This is a genomic window from Gracilibacillus ureilyticus, assembly GCF_900111195.1.
GTDB classification, from domain to species: Bacteria; Bacillota; Bacilli; order Bacillales; family Amphibacillaceae; genus Gracilibacillus; species Gracilibacillus ureilyticus.
The window spans coordinates 1-21,380 of record NZ_FOGL01000031.1; the positions used below are offsets into that span (position 1 = coordinate 1).

The window sequence follows — 21,380 nt, forward strand, 5'->3', positions numbered from 1 at the left end:
TTTCCATGGATGGAGTATCTGGTCTGGAGGAAGGTGCTCGCTCCATATTCCCTGATGTCATCGTTCAACGATGCATTGTACACTTAATTCGCAACTCTATTAAATACGTGCCAAGCAAGGAATATAAGGCATTTACGGCCTCTTTAAGAAAGGTTTACGGAGCTCAAAGCCTTAAGGCTTGTCATAGTACATTTGAATCTTTCAAACAACAATGGTCCGCCTACCCAGGAGCTATCGATGTCTGGGAACGCAATTTTGAACACATTGAACAATTATATGACTATGGTAGTGCAGTGCGTAGAATTATGTATACGACAAATGCTGTAGAGAGCATTCACTCTAGCTTTAGAAAAGTAACAAAAAAAGGTGCATTCCCCAACGAGAATGCCCTACTTAAAGTTCTTTATTTACGAGTTAAAGAGTTAGAAACCAAATGGGAAGGTGGTCATGTCCGTAACTGGTCACTAGCCATGAACCAACTATTAATGGATGACCGATTGAAGGATAGAGTTCTCAAATATATCTAAGTGTGTGATCCCAACTTACACACTTTATTTGACAAACCCTGGGACTGACGCAAAAAATACCCGGTAGCCTGCTAAACATGCCTCCATTCCTAATCCAATCCCAATGTGCGACTTTCCAGTCCCAGGAGGGCCTGTTAATATGACATTTTGGCCCTCCTCGATAAAGGATAATGTTTTTAATTGGGGTAATTTTTGTTTTGTTTGTTCGGGTAATGCATCCATAATTAATTCGTCTAGTAACTTTTTCTGCGGGAAATTCGCAGCTCTATTCGATTCTGTTTTGCACGAATAACTCGATCTGTTTGCTCTTGTGTTAATACTTGAAGTAAAACTTCATATGCCTGGGCTGTATCTTTAAAGTTTCTAGAATCCTGTACCATTTTACGAATACTTGGTAACCGTAATTCTTTACATAGTTCTATGAGTTTTGTCTGATGATCCATTTCACATTACTCCTTTTTCTGTTGTATAAAATAGTTTCTGATAGGCTTTTAGATTAGCTTCCGCTTGCTTCGCAATATCATCATAATCTGTGGAAGCATTTGGTTCGTCAGATTGTTCACATATAAACTGGATGCTTTCTGTAGATATGCGATTTGAACGAATCTTTTTTAAATATTCAATAGCTGCTAATACGTCCTCAAGATTCCCGTTTTCCTTTATGAAATGGAGTAATGCTATGAAATCTTTCTCTTTTTTGATATAATAATGATGGTAAATATTTTTTATATGTGTTGGTGCCTGTTTCATACATTGGCTTTGTATGAGGGCACCTCTTTTCTTTTCAAATGTTTTTAAGTAGTGATAGATATCCATTTCCCATTGATGAACTCCCCAGTTACGAGAATGGGTAGTTACACTTCTTGTTCTTTCATCATTAAATATTTATGTGTTTCTTTGTGTTCATGTGTAATCGCTGGTTTAATTTTTTTACAATATGAATCAAATATTGATTTGCTTCACTTACACTTTCAAACTTGTATACCGATGAAAAAGCTTTTCGCCGAACATATTCTACACTTCGTTCAACGTGCCCCTTTTCATTTCCCTTCCTTGCTTCACAAAGTCGAATACGAAATTGATAATAATCCGACAACTGTCTCATGGAATCTGTTATTGTTTTTTCATTACCAATGAACGATTTCACCACAGTTCTCATGTTGTCATAAGTAAATACCTCCGGTATAAACCCTAAATGTTCCATCAATTTTGTATGGACGTCCAATACACATATTCGTGTTTCTGATTCATATATTCTTGCAAACCTATAATTACTATAAGGTAACGTAAAGACAGCCAAGGAATAACTCTTTATCTTTCCATCAATAACTGACTTGACTTCTCCCCAATCAAATTCAACTTCTGCACCCGGCTCACAATATTTGCGTATGTACACTTCTTTCTTTTTGGATGTTTCTTTGTTGACATAATTTCGCACGGTTGTATAGCTGATACTATATCCTTGATCAATCAATGCTTCATGCTTATCAACAATTTTCATTTGTTGTTTGGCCATATAATGTTGCTGGTTCCACGTATTTTCAACAATGTATTGCTGTAATTGTTCCTGAATTTCTTTAGTTTATGCCCGTTTTGGACTAATTCTAGGTTTATACGAAGGTTCACTCATAATATTTTCAGGAATAGGTAGACGTCGAATATCTTGTTGTTTGCTATTTTCAAATTCCTCTATATATTTTCTAACCGTATTCCGTGAAATATTAGTTATATTTGCTATGCTTCTTTTGCTGTCCCCTTTCAGATACTTTTGAATAATTTTTTGTTTTTTGTTCAATGAAATCACTCCTGTTCCCCCAAGTACCAATAATAAAATACTAGGTAATTTAACAGAGTGGTTCATTTTTTAATTGTGATTATGGTTCAATTTTAAGTTATCATATACAGTCAATTCTTAAGTTGTATTTAATTAGCTTGGAATATGGTCGATATATAAAGATAAGCATTAATGGAAAAGGCGGGTGGCTAAATTGGATAGTGAAGATATTACTGAGTTAAGTAGAAGAGCTGATTCCTTATTAGAAATTGAAATAAAACTTAGGCTGATGGAATACTTAGTTATATATAAAGACGATTCACAGCTTTCTAAAGAACAAAGTATGGATATAAGTGAAACGATTTATTGTTTAATAGATGAAGTGATTCAGTTATCAAGTTTGTTTGACTAAAGAGAAGGGGACAAGTTTCTCTATCGTTTTTTTGCTTTTTTACACATTTACTACATTTTGAAAACTAGCTGGTCATTCGAGAAGAAAGTAGTGGCAAAACTTACGGAGGAAATCCATTCAAGTCAATTGAATTTATCGATGGATATATGCAAAATCATACTTATATTGTCAACAAGGGAAAAGCAATTATTTGATAGTCTGAATTCAAATAATAATGTTGTCAATTATTTTAAATACCAAATAAAAATATTTTTGAGAGTTAGCGATATAGATATGAGAGAAGCAGGGAATGTCCTTGCCGATGAGATTAATCAACGATCCCCTTTGAAAGATATGAAAGTGGATAATGAGACGATTAGATTAATTAATGCTACAGTCTCTGCTTTTTTTGAATGAAAATTCGGACTATGTAACCATTCATTATCAGCATTTTCAATTGATCTATGGCATAAGTATAAATATTTTTCATTTGTTGCCGATATATAATATGTGCCACAAAAGAATGGGTGATTGTTTGAATAATTATGACCAAGGATTGTCTGAAGAACATATGCAAAGTCTAAAGAAAAGGATTGAACTTCTTGATCATATAGAAAAAAACCTGTTATTGATGAAAGATTTAGCACGGCAGGCTGCACAACAAGAGTTACCTGCTTATAAACGGGTAATGATTAATCAAACATTTCAACATTTGCAAAAGGAAGTGAGTCAATTATACGCATTACTGGATGACTCGCATTTCACTCATTAGTTTTTCTTTTAAAGGAAGAATTATTGGAGTATAGCAACGAGGTTATAACATTAACAGAAAAGGTGATTAACATGGAAAAGCAAATAGATATAATAAAGAACGTATTAACTTTATCAGAAACAGTGATGGAAGGACTCTTGCATATTCAATCAGCATTGAATGAAAGACAACTTGAGGAGACAATGTTTCTTTTCGAGGATATTATTCAGGCATTCGCGACAATTGAAGGTGCGATAAATAATCTTGATTCAACATACAAATCAGAAGAGATTATTGATAAAACCACTAAGGTTCAACAAGGGTTGGAAGTGGCAGTACAGCAATATGAAGTAAAACACCGCGGGAAACTCCAGGAAGTTTTGCAGTTTAATCTTTTACCTTCCGTAAAAAAATGGAGACAGGAACTGGAAAATGGATTTCAGAAATATGTAATAAATTAATGGGGCATGGTGACAACTCAATTTCTCCAAAAATCTTTCATACATTGATTAATTGTATCAGTGATATTTCAGTATGATTACAGGGGATTTTGAGTTTGCAAAGGTAGGAGGATAGGGGAACTAGTTCCTTATCCACTTTTTTTGCTTTTAGCTTTTTCAAAAAACCAGAAAAAAATTTCATTTAAATTAGTACATTAATATGAAAATAACCAGGGTTGTTAACGAGAGTTGCAAAAGGTAAATTGAATATCTTTCATCACCTGGTCAGGTTCTATATTAAACATAACATCGTACTCATCAATTTATCCTTAACATGATCAGAAAAAGTATGCTAAGCAACTAAAGGCGCACACTTTTTCTATGGTGAAATATAACTAATCTCTCAACACTCTCATTAAATCATAATTGCGGTATTTCTTATTTCGTTTCACATCACTTTCCGTGAATAGTAATTGCTTTTCAACAAGTGAATTTAAAGCAGCTCGTATAGTATTCGCTGAAATTCCTAAATGATTTACTGCTTGTCTTACAGTAGTAAAAGGATTAGAGAAAGTATACAGCCACACTTTTTCTTCAGATGCTGTGCTGCATTTTTGTAGTCCTTCACTTGCAAGTGCTTCCGCATTTTCTAGTTTTTTATTTATTTGGTCTGCCATACGTTCACTGGCTTTGATAAAGAATAATATCCAGCTGCTCCAATCGGGCTTTTCTCCTCGTACCCCATTTAACATATTGTAATATCTCGCTCTCTCTTTTTCTAATTCTTCACTTACAAAGAAGATAGGCCTGGATATTAAATTAGCTTGAATTAAATATAGAACGATTAATATGCGTCCGAGACGTCCATTTCCATCTAGGAAAGGATGGATAGATTCGAATTGTGCATGCATAATAGCTGTTTTGATTAGGGGATCACATTTTTCATCAAATACGTAATACTCTTCATGTAAATGATGAATTGGCATCTTTTCTCCGTATGGATGGGAGTTAATAAATACTTCCAGATTATTCATATATTCATTTATTTGATCCGCTGATACTGGAATATAGGAAGCATCTTCAATTTTATTAGTTGGTCCTATGAAATTTTGGATTTTACGATATTCTCCTGAAGCCTGTGTGGATCCCCTGGCCCCTTTCATTAATATTTGATGCAAATCTTTTATCATTCTTGAAGTAATAGGGTAACCATTTTTTACTTGACTATATCCTTCTATCAATGCCCGTTGATAATTATTTACTTCAATTATTTCCCAGCGGGGATTATTGTCATGTTGTTCTTCCACCATATCGGTAAAGGTTACTTGGGTACCTTCAATACGTGTAGATTCCACAGATTCATTTAATGAAAGGAGTTGAACAAGTGCATCACTAACAATGGAATGATTAAATCTTTCCTCCAATTGACCAACTTTACGTGAAATAGAAGGAAGGATTTCCATTATTTTAAGTGCATCTTTAACAGGTATACCTACTGGTAATTTCAACAAACCTTGCTTTGCCATAATAAACACACTTTCTTTTGTCATTTTAGTTAATTATAAATTATATCTATTTATGACGCAATTATTACTAGTAATTGCGTTAATATGGATTGTTGTCTTACATGACCCTGATTTCACATCGGCTTTCTCATGGGGCCGTTGTTAAGGAGTGCTGAGTTTCGTTGAAAAGAACAAAATAAAACGAAGGAAACCGTAAGTTTGGTTGCTGAGACTTTTTTTACATATTGCTAGCATATTTTACAATTTTAAACAAAATTATTGTGTCGATCCTCATTTGTGGTAATATTATACTATGACCTATAAATAAGATAAAGCAGGTGAGTACATGGAAGGGATTGCGCACATCAGAAAAAAAGACGGAAAAATCCAACATGTAGAAACACATTTACTTGAAGTGAAAGAGTTTGCTGAGCGTAAAGGGAAAAAACTCAACGTGTCCTATCTGGCAGGTCTAGCCGGCATGCTCCATGATCTGGGTAAATACTCTACTGCATTCACACAATATATTCAACAAACAATCGCAAATCCTGACAATCCTCCAAGAAGGGGTAGTGTAGATCATGCTACTGCAGGTGGAAAGCTATTATTTGAGAAATACCACCAACCGAACAAAAGTAACACCATCTATGATTTGTATGTTGCAGAAATCATAGGTAATGTTATCATTTCACACCATTCCTATTTACATGATTACCTCACTCCAGAATTGAACTCCAGTTTTTTGAAACGTATTACAAAAGAAGATTTACCAGAATACGAATTTTCCAAAAAGACTTTTTATCAAACGGTTTTTTCTGAGGAAGCCTTCGATGAATATGTAGAAAAAGCATCGAAAGAACTAGAAACGTTTCTCACCAAACATAAAACAGAATCTAATGAACAAAAAATCATGTTCTTAACCAAATTTTTATTTAGTATCCTACTAGATGCAGATCGAACGAATTCCCGTTTATTTGAAGAAGATAAAGAATGGAAAGAAATCGATGTGCAGCCAATTTTTCATACATATTATCAACGTCTAACTGCACATTTACAAGAGTTAGAACAGAATGGAAAGCAGACCAAGATTAATCAATTAAGAAAAGAAATGTCTGCACAATGTGACGAATTTGCTTCTAAACCTAGTGGAATGTATACGTTATCGATTCCAACTGGTGGAGGAAAGACACTTGCAAGTTTGCGTTATGCATTGCGTCATGTGACAGAGTTCAGAAAAGAAAGAATCATATATATCTTGCCATATACGACAATCATTGAACAAAATGCAGAAGAACTTCGTAACGTGCTAGCTGATGATACGCACATATTAGAACATCACTCCAATGTAATTGATTATTATTCAGATGATGAAGAACATGATGGATTCGTGAATCAAAAGGAAAAATTAAAATTAGCAAAAGAAAATTGGGATACACCAATTGTGATGACGACAATGGTTCAATTTTTAAACACTTTTTATAGCAAGTCTAGTGACATAAGAAGATTACACAATCTAACAAATAGTGTCATTATTTTTGATGAAGTGCACAAAGTTCCGATTCATTGTATTACATTATTTAATCAGGCATTAAATTTTTTGCAAGGTGATGGAGATTCATCTATTGTGCTATGTACAGCTACACAACCGGCATTAGACTATGTCGAGCACAAATTAGGTCTGGCCGATGATCATGAAATGATTGCGAATATAGAGGAAGTAAATCAGGCATTTCAAAGAGTGAACATAGTGGATGATGCTACTAATAAAGAAATGACTAACATTGAATTAGCGGATAAAATAGAAGAAATTATGGATACTAAGGTGAATTGCTTAATCATTTTGAATACTAAATCAGTTGTAAAAAAATTATATCAACTCCTAAAAGAGCAACTGTCTGATTGTGTCATCTATCATTTAAGTACATCGATGTGTGCCGTCCATCGGAAAAATATATTGAAAGAAATAAAGGAGAAATTAAACAATAAAGAGCGAGTGGTTTGTGTCAGTACACAACTCATTGAAGCAGGTGTAGACATTAGTTTCCAATCTGTGATCAGATCACTTGCAGGAGCAGACTCAATAGCGCAAGCTGCAGGTAGGTGTAACCGTCACGGGGAAGTGGACAAAGAAGATGTCTATATTATTGACCTGAAAGATGAAAAATTAGATAGGTTAGAAGAAATTAAAATTGGTAAAGAAAAAGCAAAAAATATCTTACTAGATATGAAGAAAGATCCGACTATACATGGTGGAAGTCTGTTATCACAAGGAGCGATGACAAGGTATTTTCATTTGTATTATAAAAATTTTGATAAGAAACTAGATTATAGAATACAAAAATTAAGACTGACTAATGGTAGATCTCTTAACATATGAGAGAACTAAAACTTCATTTGCCAAATCATATATGTCTAATTATCAAAAGCTCCCTTCATTATTATTAACAAATAGTTATCGAACAGCTGCAGAACATTTTCAAGTAATTAATCAACAAACGACAAGTGTTCTTGTGCCGTATGGGGAAGGGGAGGAGATTATTACACAATTAAATAGCGAGAATAGTATTAGTGAACTCTCACAATTAATGAAGCGAGCACAGCAGCATTCAGTGAATATTTATGATCATGAAAAAAATACGTTAATTCAAAACGGGGCCATTATCTCGTATTTTGACGGAAGTATACTTAGCGTGACACCGAATGCGTATGATGAGGAGTATGGATTGAATATACAATCAGATAGTGAGATGGGGTTATTACAATATTAATTTCTCTTAATGGGACTATTGGAAGGAGGTGAAAAGATGCGGAATGGAATCGAATTTGAGCTAACAGGTAAGTATGCATTATTTACAGATCCACTAACCAAAATCGGTGGAGAAAAGTCGACATACCAAATACCAACTTATCAAAGTTTGAAAGGGATAGTAGAGTCCATTTACTGGAAGCCAAGCATCATCATTTATGTAGATGAATTACGTATCATAAACCCTATCCAAATGGAATCAAAGGGAATCAGACCCATCGAATATAGCGGCGGAAACACTCTAGCATATTACACTTACTTGAAAGATGTAAGATATCGGGTGAAAGCGCATTTTGAATTCAATCCATATCGTCCCGAATTAGCAGCAGATCACAACGAACACAAACACCACAACATCATGATGCGTGCACTAAAAGCTGGTGGTAGAAGAGATATCTATCTAGGAACTCGTGAATGTCAAGGCTATGTAGAACCGTGTGATTTCCACGGAGGTAATGGATTTTATGACGAGATTGATGAACTGAGATTCGAGCCAATGGTCCACGGTTTTAATTATCCTGATGAAACAGGTAAGGATGAGCTGGAAGTACGCTTATGGAGACCAGTAATGAATAATGGCGTGATTCAATTTCCGAAGCCAAATGAAATAGAACAAGTGAGAACAATTAAACAAATGAAGACAAAACAATTTGATCATACGAATGTTCAATTCGTTGAAGATACATTAAATGAAATAGAATAGGGGGTGAAATATTGAGTTGGTTATACCAATTATATCAAACGTATGAAGCGAATCGGGACGAAATTGGAGAAATAGTTTTTACAAATGGTGATAAAGAATACACACTTTTGCCAATATCGCATACGACACAGACAGCACACATCGAAGTAACTGTCACAGAAGATGGCGAATTTTATCATGCTAAAATACTCGATAAAGAATCAACAGTCATTCCGACAACAGAAGAATCTTCCAGCAGATCAGGTAAAAAAATCGCCCCATATCCTCTACATGATAAGTTAAGTTATGTCGCTGGTGATTTTGGTGAACGAGGCGGTACCAAAGAACCTTTTCAACATTATATCAAACAACTAGAAGAATGGGTCAACTCGCCATTTACCAATGCAAAGGTTGAGAGTATTTATCATTACTTAAGTAAAAAACAATTAATTGCAGACCTTGTCAGAGCAGGAATTGTTGCATTAGATGAAAACGGAAACATCATTGAAAAATGGCATAAAAAATATGAAAACCTATTTGAAGAAAAACCAGCTATTTTTAGTGCAGTAACAGACAAGCAAACGAGTGCTTTTATTCGCTTTAATGTCTATTCTCCTCACGACATATTAGAAGATGTGTGGAAAGACAAGGAAGTGTTCCAATCTTACGTAGATTTTTATCAAACACAATTAGACGAAGTAGATTATTGTTATGTGACTGGGGAACAAAAGCCTATTACAGAAAGGCATGCGAACAAAATTAGAAATGCGGCAGATAAAGCAAAAATCATCTCATCTAATGACAAGACAGGTTATACCTTCCGTGGTAGATTCCAAACGAGTAGCCAAGCAGCAAGTATCAGTTATGAAGCATCTCAAAAGGCACATAATGCTTTGAAATGGCTCATTCAAAAGCAAGGAATCCAGATAGATGGCAGAGTATTTCTAGTATGGGGAAATAGTAAAGCTAAAATAATTGATCCAATAGCAGATTCTTTTTCCTTAACAGCTGAATTAGGTTTAGAAGAAATCGAGCATATCGATACATTGAGTCACTTAGCAAATGAAGTGAAGAAAGCGATTTTTAATTATCGAAGTAATCTTACTACAGAAGAAAATAATGTGAATATTCTTATTTTAGATGCAGCAACAACAGGAAGAATGGGCATTTTATACTATCGAAATATGGACAAGGAAATGTATTTTGACCGATTACAAAAATGGCATTCCACATGTGTTTGGTGGCACCATTATTACAATAATGAGAAAAAAGAAACTGTTCAATTTTTCGGTGCTCCGTCACTTACGAATATTGCTTATGGAGCATATGGAGAGAAAGCGAACAAAAAAGTAATAAAGGCAGCAATGGAGCGATTGATTTCATGTATCTTAGATGATCGAGTAATTCCGAAAGACATTGTTACAGCTACATTTAATCGTGCGTCTAATCCTGTTGCTTTGGAGAAATGGGAATGGGAAAAAACGTTAAGTATTGCATGTGCATTAATTAATAAAGAGGAGGGGCATCCATTGGCACTTGATCCGTCTAATCATGATAGAGATTATTTATTTGGTAGATTACTAGCAGTTGCGGATGTTTTAGAAAGAAGAGTGTTAGATGAAAGCGGGGATAAACGTGCGACGAATGCGATCCGTTATATGAATACGTTTGCGAAATATCCTGCAAAAACTTGGAAGGTTATTCAAGAATGCATTCAACCGTATCAAGCACGGATGGGCAAACGAGCAAGTTATCTTTCAAGTTTAATTGATGAGATTGGAGCAATGATAAAATTTGAAGATTTTAACGACGAATCTCTATCAGGCAAGTATTTGCTAGGCTTTTATAGTCAAAGAAGAGAGTTGTACTTACCAAAAGAAAAAAATAAAGATGAGGAGAATGTAGGATGACAACATTAACGAATAAAATTGACTTTGCTGTCTTAATTTCTGTGAAAAATGCAAATCCAAATGGAGACCCACTAAATGGAAACAGACCACGTCAAAACTATGATGGACATGGTGAAATTTCTGATGTAGCAATAAAAAGAAAGATTAGAAATCGTTTAATAGATATGGGGGAATCTGTTTTTGTACAATCAAATGACAAAAATGTGGATGGTTTTAAAAGTTTAAAAGACCGTGCAGACGCAGAAGAAGAATTACAAAAAGCGAACAAAAATAAAGATATCCCACTTTTTAGTAGCCTTGCTTGTGAGAAGTGGATAGACGTGAGGAGTTTTGGACAAGTATTCGCATTTAAAAATGATGTTTTATCTGTTGGGATTAGAGGACCTGTTTCCATACATCCTGCAATAAGTGTCAATCCAATTAACATTACGAGTACACAAATAACGAAAAGTGTGAATTCTGTCACTGGAGACAAGAAAGGCTCAGATACGATGGGAATGAAGCATAGAGTCGATTTCGGATTATATGTTTGTTATGGCAGTATAAACACGCAATTAGCAGAAAAGACAGGCTTTTCTGACGAAGATAGCGAGAAAGTCAAACAGGCATTATCTACATTATTCGAAAACGATGCTTCTTCAGCAAGACCTGATGGCAGTATGGAAGTGAGTAAAGTATATTGGTGGGAACATACGTCAAAAATGGGCCAGTATTCTTCGGGAAAAGTACATCGCTCTTTGAAAATTGAGCAAACAACTGACCGTCCACAATCGATTGATGATTTTTCTATTACACTAGAAGAATTTGATAATTTATCTGTGGAAGTAATCGATGGACTCTAAAGAAGACTTTTTGATGCTGTCAGGGATACAACATTTTCGATTTTGTAAAAGACAATGGGCATTAATTCATATCGAACAACAATGGGCAGAAAATGTTAAAACAGTGCAAGGACAACATCTCCACAATAAAGCAGATCAACCTTTTGTGAGAGAAAAGCGAAAAGATAAATTGATTGTACGAGCATTACCTGTCCATTCGAATGAATTAAAAATAACTGGAATATGTGATGTCGTTCAATTTGAAGAAGATGAGAAAGGTATTTCGCTGCAATTGGAAGAAGGGAAATACCTTCCATACCCTGTTGAATACAAACGAGGGAAACCAAAAAAATCCGATATAGATGTTTTGCAATTAGTCGCACAGGCTATGTGCCTAGAAGAGATGCTCCTTTGTGAGGTGAAGAAAGGATATCTATATTACGGTGAAACAAAACGTCGTGTAGAAGTAAACTTTTCTGACCAACTGAAGCAGAATGTGCGTGATATTGTAGTGGAAATGCAACAATATTACAAAAAAAAGTATACACCAAAAGTCAAAACAGGTGCCTTTTGCAAGCAATGTTCTTTACAAAATATTTGTTTACCAAAAATTTTAAACAAAACAAGTGTTGCACGTTATATTGACAGGATGTTAAAAGAATGAAAAAATTTTTGAATACTTTATTTATCACGCAGAAAGATATGTATTTGTCTCTTGATGGTGATAATATTGTCATGTTAGTTGATCAGGAAAAAGTAGGCAGAATCCCATTGCATAATTTGGAAGCTATCGTAACATTCGGTTTCAAGGGAGCAAGCCCTGCATTAATGGGCTACTGTGTGAAAAACAATATTTCCATTACTTTTCTTAGTACAACAGGTCGTTTCTTAGCGAGAGTGATTGGTGAAAGTAGAGGCAATGTCGTGCTGAGAAAGAAACAGTATCAAATCTCCGAATCAGAAGAGATGAGCGCTGCGATCGCGCGCAATTTTATTGTAGGGAAAGTTTTTAATAATAAATGGATGATTGAAAGAATGACAAGAGATTATGCATTGAGGGTTGATGTAGAAAAGTTCAAAAAAGTCTCTGCACAATTATCCGATACATTGGTCATGATTCGAAATTGTGAGATTTTAGAGGAGTTAAGGGGCTGGGAGGGACAAGCTGCTACTAATTATTTTCGTTTATTTGATGACATGATTTTACAGCAAAAAGAGCATTTTTATTTTAATACAAGATCGAAAAGACCCCCACTGGACAATGTCAATGCGCTATTATCATTAAGCTATACTTTATTAGCAAATGATGTGGCTGCTGCATTAGAGACAGTAGGACTTGATGCATATGTCGGCTTCTTACATCGCGATCGTCCAGGTAGAGCATCGTTAGCATTAGATGTGATGGAAGAATTGCGAGGTGTCTATGCAGACAGGTTTGTATTATCACTAATAAATAAGCGAGTGATAAACAATGATGATTTTGTAAAAAAGGAAAGCGGCGCTGTCATTCTTAAAGATGATGCGAGAAAGAAATATTTGACTGCATGGCAAAAAAGGAAGCAAGAAAATATTACTCATCCATATTTAGGAGAGAAGATATCCTGGGGACTCGTTCCGTATGCGCAATCTTTATTGCTAGCTCGTTATATTAGAGGTGATCTAGATCAATACCCTCCATTCTTATGGAAGTAGGGGATAGCTATGTTAATATTAATTACGTATGATGTTAGTACGTCGTCCGAAAATGGTGCGAAACGATTAAGAAAGGTAGCAAAAGTGTGCCAAAATTATGGTCAACGTGTACAACATTCTGTTTTTGAATGTATTGTTGATGCAGCGCAGTATGAGTCATTAAAATTTTCATTAACCAATATTATTGATGTCAGTCGTGACAGCATACGATTTTATCGACTCGGCAATAATTATGAGTCAAAAGTCGAGCATATAGGTGCCAAAGAATCGATCAATATAGAAGATCCTTTAATATTTTAGTGCGAATATAGAGCGCACATCATATTACCGGGGGATTCGCACCAAAAAAATTGAATAAATTTGTCGAATTAGGGGGGTGTTTTATACAGATAAAGGTAATTTCTGTAGTTTTTGTTTTGAAAATGAGCTATTTTAGCTTGTTTAGCGAGAAATTCGCTGTCGCATCCTTTATGGGTGCGTGGATTGAAATTTCCCTTGTCATATTATCCTGTGGCCTTGTACCGTCGCATCCTTTATGGGTGCGTGGATTGAAATTGAACAAGCGCTTTTTTAATGCGCAATTATCAGTCGCATCCTTTATGGGTGCGTGGATTGAAATCTTCTTCGTCGTCGTCAAATCCGCTCGCAGTCAAGTCGCATCCTTTATGGGTGCGTGGATTGAAATAGGTAAATTAGTATCATATTCGTCTTCGAGTTGTGTCGCATCCTATGTGGGGGTGTAAATTGAGACGGAACATTAACTTTTCGAGCTAACAGTCGCATCCTATATGGGTGCGTGGATTGAAATTGAAGAAAGATCAGAAGAGCAGATTGAAAAAAACTTCGCATCCAATATCTACTATACTATGTCGTAATCTTTGGAACACGGGGAGAGATCTAGTCTATCATTAATCAATTATTTCTGAGCCTTCACAAAATACTGAACCAAAATATCCTTTCATGACGTGTTGATTTGTTATTGAGAGTAAAGTTCCGCGTTCCAGATAGGTTCCATTCCTCGCCTGAAGGTATAATTTTGTGTTTGCGCTTGGATGAAGTTTTTATTTGGTGTGTCAGAGGGAATTTTAGTTGCGTCAACCAGCCAAATTGAACTTTTACGGGGGAAAGGTCAATTGATTTTGACTTTGATCGGAAGCATCAGAACTGCTACCTAATTTAGATTCTTCGTTATTACAGCCAGCCAAATTTCAAGCTTTTACTTCACTATTATCGCTCCTCCTGGTAATATGTAATATTTTTTAAATTAATGAAACCTTTAATGAATATACGGGAAAAGCAAAAAATTATCAAATTGGGTACCGAAAACATTTTATATGTAGAAACAACGAAAAAGAATACTATTTTTTCCTTAATATTGTGTAATAGAGTACCCAATATAATTTTTAAAGCACACTAATATAACATCTTGAAGTTTGAGTAGATTTAGAGTATTTTTTTACCATTTATTATATAGAGTTTCACTAATTAATTGTATTAGATATAAATTCCGAATCCTATATTCTTGTTCAGGGTATCGGTTTCTGTTCTTGCTGATTATTGAATGAGAGACATGACAAGAGAGGAGATTGTTCAAGTAGTAAAAAGAGTAGTAAGTACGACAAATGGGGCTTTCATCAATTTTTATTACAATAGGAAAAGAGAAATCTATTACATTTTAGATTCCTCTTCTCATTGCACTATTTAATTATTATAAGAGACAAGCAGTTTACCATTGATAAAATCTAACAATTTCTTCAACCAATCCTCATCTATAGGTGGTCCGCCGTCATTAGGACGTTCGTCTCTTAACATTAATCCATCAATCGCTTGTTGCAATGCCTCAATGGCTTCATTTAAGCTTGCCTTCGAGTCAATTGTTTTTAAATCCTTTTTTGCCTTATTTATCGCTTTTTTCAAGTCATGATAAGAATCCAATGTATACAATTTACTTTTTATTTGCTTCGCCTTTTTAATTAATGTTTCTAGTTCTGTAACATCAACCGGTTCTTCATGATAATCGCCAACTTTAGTTAAAGAGAAATCATCCAGTGTACCCCATGCGCCTGCATTTGCTTCAATGTTAGCGCCAATAGTTATTGTCCCGTCTGTTACAAGAATATCTGTTACTGTTGGGTTTACCCAGTTTACCCAACCATCTACTTCCGTCTCTGTCATAAATTCCTTTTCACCAGACAGGGCATATATGAACATATTGGATTCATTCGCATCACCGCCTTGCAGGAATAACGACAGTTGATAGTATCCAGGGTCTAATCCCGTGATTGTTTGCTCTACGGTAAAATCAACCCCGGTATCTGACCAAAAATCCAACGAATAATCACCAGTTCTTGAATTGGCCGGGTTTTCTTTAATTGATGCATGAGGGTCTGAGCCCTCCGCAAAGGTTAATGTCCACATAGATGTGTCACTTTCTTCAAAACCCGGATTCTGGACATAATTTTTCGGTTGTATCGTAAGATGTGCTTTTACAGTATGGCCACCTTCGACGAGTCCTTCAATGATATAGCTGCCTTCTCCACTTGCAACTGCTTCTTCTAAGGCTTTCTCCTCCCATTGCACCGTTACTTCTTGTTCACTTCCATCATTATAAACAGCTACTACCTTTTCTGGTAAGGTGATTGTCTCATCAATCGAATAGCTTAAAGAAATATCATTAATTTGGTCAATTTTCAGTTCTGTAATTGCCCCAGTGTTCACATATTTAAATACATTTAGTGAAGGTAATGGATTGCCATAAAAATCAAACAATGCCTGATTATCAACAGCACTTCCGCCATACCATTCTCCAGCATCCTCAGGATCGTATTCAGCCGCATAACTTGTCGCCCAGCCAGAACCAAACTGCTCCCAAAGCTGTTGATTTACATCCGTATCAATATTATCCGGGTTACCGACTGGCAGCCAGGCAGGTTCCCAATAAAAAACACCAATACCTGCTTCACCTACATTCGCAACTGCTTCGATAACATCTCTAACAGCCGTAGCCTGACCTTGCACAGTAACTGGATAGTTTATCGTCTGTCCTGTTTCCTTCGGAGCAGTATTGCCATGTCCATCTCCATCTGCACTTGTATAAGTATAGGAAGTTTCTGCTACCATTACTTTTTTATCGTAAGTGTTGGCTACATGCTTAAGAACAGAGGTAAGGTTGTCCAATGTCCCATGCCAAAAAGGGTAATAGGAGCTTGCGAACACATCATAATCTACATTATTAGTTGCTAAAGTTTGGGCAATACTTTCATATCTCCCGGCAGTTTCTGGATTCGTAAAATGTAGAGCTACCAGTATGTTAGGATCGACCTCTCTAATCGCCTTGCTGCCTTCATTAAACAATGCCGTTATGTTTTCCCAATCAAACTCTCCTGCCATACCGCCATTCGTTTCATTTCCTACCTGAACCATACCTACATCGACACCTTCTTCAATCAACTGCTGCAGGCTGTCTTTTGTATAGTTATATAATGCGGTTTTCTTTTCTTCCAAACTTAAACCTTGCCACGCTTTAGGTGCTTGCTGTTTTGCAGGGTCTGCCCAAAAGTCGGAGTAGTGAAAGTCTACTAACAGCTTCATTCCATTAGCGGTAGCTCTTTTTCCAATTTCTATTGCTTTCTCTATGTCATTGTTTCCTCCGCCATAACCGTTTCCGTTGCTGTCATAAGGGTCATTCCATACTCTGACACGTACATAATTCACACCCGCATCTGCTAAAGTTGTGAAAATATCCTGTTCCTCACCAGCTTCGTTATAATATTTCACACCACTTTCTTCTAATGAAAGAATACTAGATACATCTACACCTTTGATAAAATCATCATCTAGTCCTTCGACCTGTTTCACAAAAATATCCGCTTCTACAGGATTAGGTAATTCGTCATTATCCTCTTCCATAGCTGTTAATTGAAATTTATCTAAATTCCCCCACGCATTCGGAGCACCAGTAATATTTGCCCCGATAGCTATCTCTTTTTTTGTTTCGGTAATTTCAAATGTGAAATGGATTGTCTCCCAATTATTCCAGCCTGTTGTTGCAACTGCATCTGCTTTCTGGTCTCCGGCAAACAATTCTACATTGCCAGCTTCTAAACCTTCACCACCCATTGAACTTACCGATAATTGATAGGTACCAGGAGACAATGAAGTGATAGTTTGCTGTATGGTAAAATTCTGTTCCTCACTTGCTGTGTCATTCACCCAATAATTAAAAGCATAGTTTCCTTCCGTTGCATCTTCTCCAGTTGAGTTGAGTGTAACTTGATCCCAATCGACATTTTCTATTGACCATGAATTATCAGTAAATAAATCTGTTTCAAAACCGCCATTTGTTAAAAAGTTATCTGCTGAGTTTGCAGAAACAGAATTCAAACTAAATATCCCTAGTACTAGGAATACTGTGAAAAATAGAGTCACGACTCGCTTCATTATCCTACTCCTTTCTAATGAATTTTTTGCAGTCAATAAAAACCCTCCTTCATGAAATGATATAATATAGATCTCAAAAATATTATAAAGCGGTTTCAATGTTATTTATATATAAAATTATTCGCTAAAACTTTAATAAAACGAAACTCTTTGCTGAGTTCCGATCCGAGAAATGAAAAATCTATCTGGAAATAAAAACTTCTTACGGAATATGCAGGTTTAATCTATAATAAACAATGGAATTACGATAGTATACTATTTTACAGGAGGAAAGCTTATGAGAATAATAGACAACAAGAAAATGATGGCAGTACTACTGTTTACAGTTCTGTTTTTTAGCATGCCGTTAACATCCCTTGCTTTTAATGACCTTCAAAAAGTCCCATGGGCGGAAGATGCGATTAATGCATTGCATAAGCAAGATATCATCAATGGTGTAAATAGCGAGGAATTTGCCCCGAACCGGTCCATCACCCGTGCCGAAGCGACACAATTGATTGTATCAGCAAACTTAAACGATGAGACAGGAGCGTTTGACAGCAACTTTTCTGATGTGAGTGATGATTATTTTTATAAAGAGGTAATTGATACTGCAACAGCAAAAGGAGTGATTACAGGCTATCCAGACGGGACTTTCCGTCCGACTCTTTCCATTACCAGGGCAGAGGCAGCAGTTATTATTAATAATGCTTTTTCTATCAATGCAGGATCAATAGATCGTTCTTTTTCTGATTTAAAAAAAGGACACTGGGCGGAAGAAGCCATCACAAATTTAACATCAAACCGACTGATGAATGGATATCCAGATGGAACGATACGTCCGGGTAATGAAATTACGAGAGCGGAATTTGCCGTAATGTTAAAGACAGTTCTGGAATATAAGAATGGCATCATGCCGGAAGAAACAGAGAGTACTTATGAGGAAGAAGTAGTCCGGTTGACTAATATTGAACGTGCGAATAATGGACTGGCACCTCTTGAGATGGACGCAAAGCTGACAGAAATAGCTGAACTGAAATCTGCGGATATGAGAGATAATAATTATTTTGCTCATACTTCACCAACTTACGGTTCACCTTTTAATATGATGAATCAGTTTGATATCCGATATCTAGTGGCAGCGGAAAATATCGCCGCCGGACAGCGAACTCCTGAAGAAGTGGTTAACTCATGGATGAACAGTGAAGGGCACCGCGCCAATATTTTACGTGAAGAAATAACACACATAGGTGTTGGCTATGTGGAAGGTGGAAGTTATAACACTTACTGGACACAGATGTTTATTAAAAAAGCAAACTAATTGAGCAGCAGAAATAATAAGAATGTACTTCTTTAATTTTCAACCCACCATCAGTCTTAAGTTGATGGTGGGTTGATTTTTGTATAGTAACAACCACAGATGTAGGTAGTTAAAATACACAGGACGAATTAAAATGGTAGATTATTTTCATTCGCGGGATCCATTATCTCTAATAATTCCTCTACAACGGTTTCTAAGTTCTTCAATTTATCGACAAATTCAATTTGAATTCGTAACTTCTCTGCAACTGGTGCCAATTCTTCAGCCAATATAGGATCATCCATGTATATAATATGTGGGATGGCACTTAATTTCTCGATCGTGCTCATTAATATGTCCTGCTTTGTCGCTATACTTTCATCCATTCGAATCATGTCCTGGTAGAGAACTAAGCCGGATTGTGCATCAACAACTAAATACAGAAAAGGAAAAAACGGTCTCGCCTTTTGGTGTTCCTGAACTGGTTCAGGAAAAGGAATAACTGCTACTTCTAAATTTTGCTTCTTTCTCGGCAATTGCTTTTTGATTCGGGCTACTTCCAATTCTGAAACTTCTAATTGTATTTCTTTTGATTTTGTTGCTTCTTTATATTGCTTTTCTACAGATAAGGTAGAATCTATCCAGTCTCCGTTTTGATCTTTAGTCAGTGCATACCAATTCTCTAATCCTCCGGGAATCATTAATTTTCCTTTTGTGACTCGCTTTAACACATTTAACAGGAGCGGATAAACTTCCAATAAAAGATGGACTTCCTCTTTATCTGGTCTCCATACGTAATAACCAGGAACTAAGCTGTGAAATGCGGGCCATTGATTGTTACCCCGATAAGTTCTGCCTATACTTTTTATTAGCTGATATTCCTCTTCTTCTAATTCATTACGATTGAGTAAATTTAGAGTAACTGCCCGCTGATTTAATAATATCGTTAACTCATCCAGTTCCTGTTGTTCAATAGTGGATAAAAGAGATATAAAGCCCTTGTTTCCAATGTAGCAGGTAATTCCGTAATGAATTCCCGCATTCCCCATTACTGAAAAATAGACATATTCCTGAATCGATTCAGACCAGACTGCAATAACTTGACCATCATGGAGATAATTCCACGGTTTTAACTGCTTAAATTTATCAACCCAATTAAAAAGTTGCGTCCACTCTTCCGTAAAAGGTTCATTAGCGTCATAGTGGAAATACTCCTGCATCTCGATTAATTCACTATTGATCGTTTCCAGTAATTCCTGTTCTGATAACTCGTCCAATCCTTCAAAAAATACGTCTAACAGTCCAGACTCTTCCGGTGCATTTCCTTTTGCATCCATACAAATCGGGTAGGTGTATGGAGAACTTGGTAAGATCTTTTCTAGAACTATTTCATGGATCCATTCTTTTTCTAAATCATATGTGTATTTTATTTTTCTATCAGGTTGCTGAAAAAATGAGCCTATCTGAATTTCATCACTATCTATTCCTGCCATATCCAAAAGTTCATCAACAGCAGGTTTAATTATAACCGTCTCTCCTGATTCATCTGTTCCCCGGAACGTATACCAAAAGACATTATCCCAATCAAATAATACCTGGATGACTTCATGTAATTGTTCGAAGGTAACCGATTCGTCAATTAGAATTCTTCTCCAAACTGGCGGATTTTCCTTTTCTAACATTATTCTTAATTGAAGTGGCATGAAAAAACTCCTTTTAATTATTCTTTATATGTTTATAACGATTATACGGGAAATGGATTGGCAACAAAAATTATTTAATGTGTATTTAAATTATATTTAGGAGAAACATAGCAATAGGTATTCTTAAGTTGTGCTGGATTAGCATCTCGGTAAGTTACGCTAATCCAATCAGAAATACATTTTTATGAATAAATTTCCAGTTGTTTTCTATATTTGCATATGATATTCTATTCAAGTCGCTTCTTTGAGAGGCGGTCATCAAAAAATGTTTTCTAAAAACATATTGACTTTTGTTTTTGAAAATGTTATATTTATGAGGTCGCTTCAAAACGACTTACTAGACATTGATCATTGAAAACTGAACAAAACAACCAGTATGAAAGAAAAGTAAGAATTAGCTAGCTTATAGAAGCGAGCAGATCAAATAAGCACATTCATGTGCAACTTTTATTGAGAGTTTGATCTTGGCTCAGGACGAACGCTGGCGGCGTGCCTAATACATGCAAGTCGAGCGCGGGAAGCAGGATGACCCCTTCGGGGTGATTCCTGTGGAACGAGCGGCGGACGGGTGAGTAACACGTGGGCAACCTGCCTGTAAGACTGGGATAACTCCGGGAAACCGGGGCTAATACCGGATAATACTTCTCCTCACATGAGGA

The 21,380-nt window shown here is 35.9% G+C and carries 19 protein-coding genes, 1 rRNA gene and 1 pseudogene; 15 read left to right on the forward strand and 6 right to left on the reverse strand.

Annotation, left to right across the window (positions count from 1 at the left end; genetic code table 11):
- On the forward strand, positions 1–527 hold a 527-nt coding region (locus tag BMW36_RS19655; RefSeq protein WP_175480530.1), incomplete at its 5' end, for a transposase.
- Positions 528–551: 24 nt separating this feature from the next.
- Here BMW36_RS19655 and BMW36_RS20690 read toward each other — a convergent pair.
- The 3 genes and pseudogenes from BMW36_RS20690 to istA form a co-directional block, all read right to left on the reverse strand.
- Entirely contained in the window at positions 552–749 is a 198-nt protein-coding gene (locus BMW36_RS20690) for an ATP-binding protein (RefSeq protein ID WP_245711754.1), read from the reverse strand.
- Positions 750–760: 11 nt separating this feature from the next.
- Positions 761–970: a hypothetical protein gene (locus tag BMW36_RS20695; RefSeq protein ID WP_245711755.1), complete on the reverse strand. Its 210-nt coding sequence runs from the start codon at positions 968–970 to the stop codon at positions 761–763.
- A gap of 1 nt (position 971) precedes the next feature.
- A pseudogene (gene istA / locus BMW36_RS19665) lies at positions 972–2,331 on the reverse strand (IS21 family transposase).
- Between the two features lie 184 nt (positions 2,332–2,515).
- Between istA and BMW36_RS19675 the strand changes: the two are divergent.
- The 4 genes from BMW36_RS19675 (at position 2,516) to BMW36_RS19690 (ending at position 3,904) form a co-directional block, all read left to right on the forward strand.
- Positions 2,516–2,713 carry a hypothetical protein gene (locus BMW36_RS19675; RefSeq protein ID WP_089744310.1) on the forward strand — a complete coding sequence of 66 codons (198 nt, stop codon included), beginning with the start codon at positions 2,516–2,518 and terminating at the stop codon, positions 2,711–2,713.
- Between the two features lie 90 nt (positions 2,714–2,803).
- Positions 2,804–3,109, forward strand: coding sequence for a hypothetical protein (locus tag BMW36_RS19680; protein WP_139180349.1), 306 nt, complete (start codon positions 2,804–2,806; stop codon positions 3,107–3,109).
- A gap of 118 nt (positions 3,110–3,227) precedes the next feature.
- A complete protein-coding gene (locus tag BMW36_RS19685; RefSeq protein ID WP_089744314.1) occupies positions 3,228–3,464 on the forward strand; it encodes a hypothetical protein in 237 nt (78 codons plus the stop codon).
- A 23-nt stretch (positions 3,465–3,487) separates the two neighbouring features.
- Positions 3,488–3,904 (forward strand): DUF8042 domain-containing protein, encoded by a 417-nt coding sequence (locus BMW36_RS19690; protein WP_089744316.1) that lies wholly within the window; start codon positions 3,488–3,490, stop codon positions 3,902–3,904.
- Positions 3,905–4,278: 374 nt separating this feature from the next.
- Here the strand turns inward: BMW36_RS19690 and BMW36_RS19695 are convergent, their stop codons facing one another.
- Positions 4,279–5,409, reverse strand: coding sequence for a Fic family protein (locus BMW36_RS19695; protein WP_089744318.1), 1,131 nt, complete (start codon positions 5,407–5,409; stop codon positions 4,279–4,281).
- A gap of 325 nt (positions 5,410–5,734) precedes the next feature.
- Between BMW36_RS19695 and cas3 the strand changes: the two genes are divergently transcribed.
- From cas3 to cas2, 8 genes are read left to right on the forward strand one after another with little or no spacing between them, the layout of a single operon-like run.
- On the forward strand, positions 5,735–7,765 hold the full coding sequence (cas3, locus tag BMW36_RS19700) for a CRISPR-associated helicase Cas3' (RefSeq protein ID WP_342707283.1): 2,031 nt from the start codon (positions 5,735–5,737) through the stop codon (positions 7,763–7,765).
- Positions 7,743–8,156, forward strand: coding sequence for a hypothetical protein (locus tag BMW36_RS20825; RefSeq protein WP_342707284.1), 414 nt, complete (start codon positions 7,743–7,745; stop codon positions 8,154–8,156). The genes cas3 and BMW36_RS20825 overlap by 23 nt, the downstream gene beginning before the upstream one ends.
- Positions 8,157–8,192: 36 nt before the next feature.
- Positions 8,193–8,897: a type I-C CRISPR-associated protein Cas5c gene (gene cas5c / locus BMW36_RS19705; protein WP_089744320.1), complete on the forward strand. Its 705-nt coding sequence runs from the start codon at positions 8,193–8,195 to the stop codon at positions 8,895–8,897.
- 11 nt (positions 8,898–8,908) lie between these two features.
- Positions 8,909–10,786: a type I-C CRISPR-associated protein Cas8c/Csd1 gene (gene cas8c / locus BMW36_RS19710; protein WP_089744323.1), complete on the forward strand. Its 1,878-nt coding sequence runs from the start codon at positions 8,909–8,911 to the stop codon at positions 10,784–10,786.
- On the forward strand, positions 10,783–11,628 hold the full coding sequence (gene cas7c, locus BMW36_RS19715) for a type I-C CRISPR-associated protein Cas7/Csd2 (RefSeq protein ID WP_089744325.1): 846 nt from the start codon (positions 10,783–10,785) through the stop codon (positions 11,626–11,628). Before cas8c ends, cas7c begins: the two co-directional genes overlap by 4 nt.
- Complete coding sequence (gene cas4 / locus BMW36_RS19720; protein ID WP_089744326.1) at positions 11,618–12,271, forward strand: CRISPR-associated protein Cas4; 654 nt, start codon at positions 11,618–11,620, stop codon at positions 12,269–12,271. The genes cas7c and cas4 overlap by 11 nt, the downstream gene beginning before the upstream one ends.
- Positions 12,268–13,299, forward strand: coding sequence for a type I-C CRISPR-associated endonuclease Cas1c (gene cas1c / locus BMW36_RS19725; RefSeq protein WP_089744328.1), 1,032 nt, complete (start codon positions 12,268–12,270; stop codon positions 13,297–13,299). The genes cas4 and cas1c overlap by 4 nt, the downstream gene beginning before the upstream one ends.
- 9 nt (positions 13,300–13,308) lie before the next feature.
- The gene (gene cas2, locus BMW36_RS19730; RefSeq protein ID WP_089744330.1) at positions 13,309–13,599 is read left to right on the forward strand and encodes a CRISPR-associated endonuclease Cas2; all 291 of its coding nucleotides are present in this window, start codon (positions 13,309–13,311) and stop codon (positions 13,597–13,599) included.
- Positions 13,600–15,000: 1,401 nt separating this feature from the next.
- On the opposite strand, the gene BMW36_RS19740 is transcribed toward cas2, so the two are convergent.
- A complete protein-coding gene (locus tag BMW36_RS19740) occupies positions 15,001–17,739 on the reverse strand; it encodes a glycosyl hydrolase 53 family protein (protein ID WP_089744339.1) in 2,739 nt (912 codons plus the stop codon).
- A 277-nt stretch (positions 17,740–18,016) separates the two neighbouring features.
- On the opposite strand from BMW36_RS19740, the gene BMW36_RS19745 reads away from it, so the two are divergent.
- Positions 18,017–19,039, forward strand: a complete 1,023-nt coding sequence (locus tag BMW36_RS19745) for an S-layer homology domain-containing protein (protein ID WP_089744334.1) — start codon at positions 18,017–18,019, stop codon at positions 19,037–19,039.
- 128 nt (positions 19,040–19,167) lie between these two features.
- Here BMW36_RS19745 and BMW36_RS19750 read toward each other — a convergent pair whose 3' ends face one another.
- The gene (locus BMW36_RS19750) at positions 19,168–20,721 is read right to left on the reverse strand and encodes a plasmid pRiA4b ORF-3 family protein (protein WP_089744336.1); all 1,554 of its coding nucleotides are present in this window, start codon (positions 20,719–20,721) and stop codon (positions 19,168–19,170) included.
- A gap of 446 nt (positions 20,722–21,167) precedes the next feature.
- Between BMW36_RS19750 and BMW36_RS19755 the strand changes: the two genes are divergently transcribed.
- A 16S ribosomal RNA gene (locus tag BMW36_RS19755) occupies positions 21,168–21,380 on the forward strand; the annotation flags it as partial.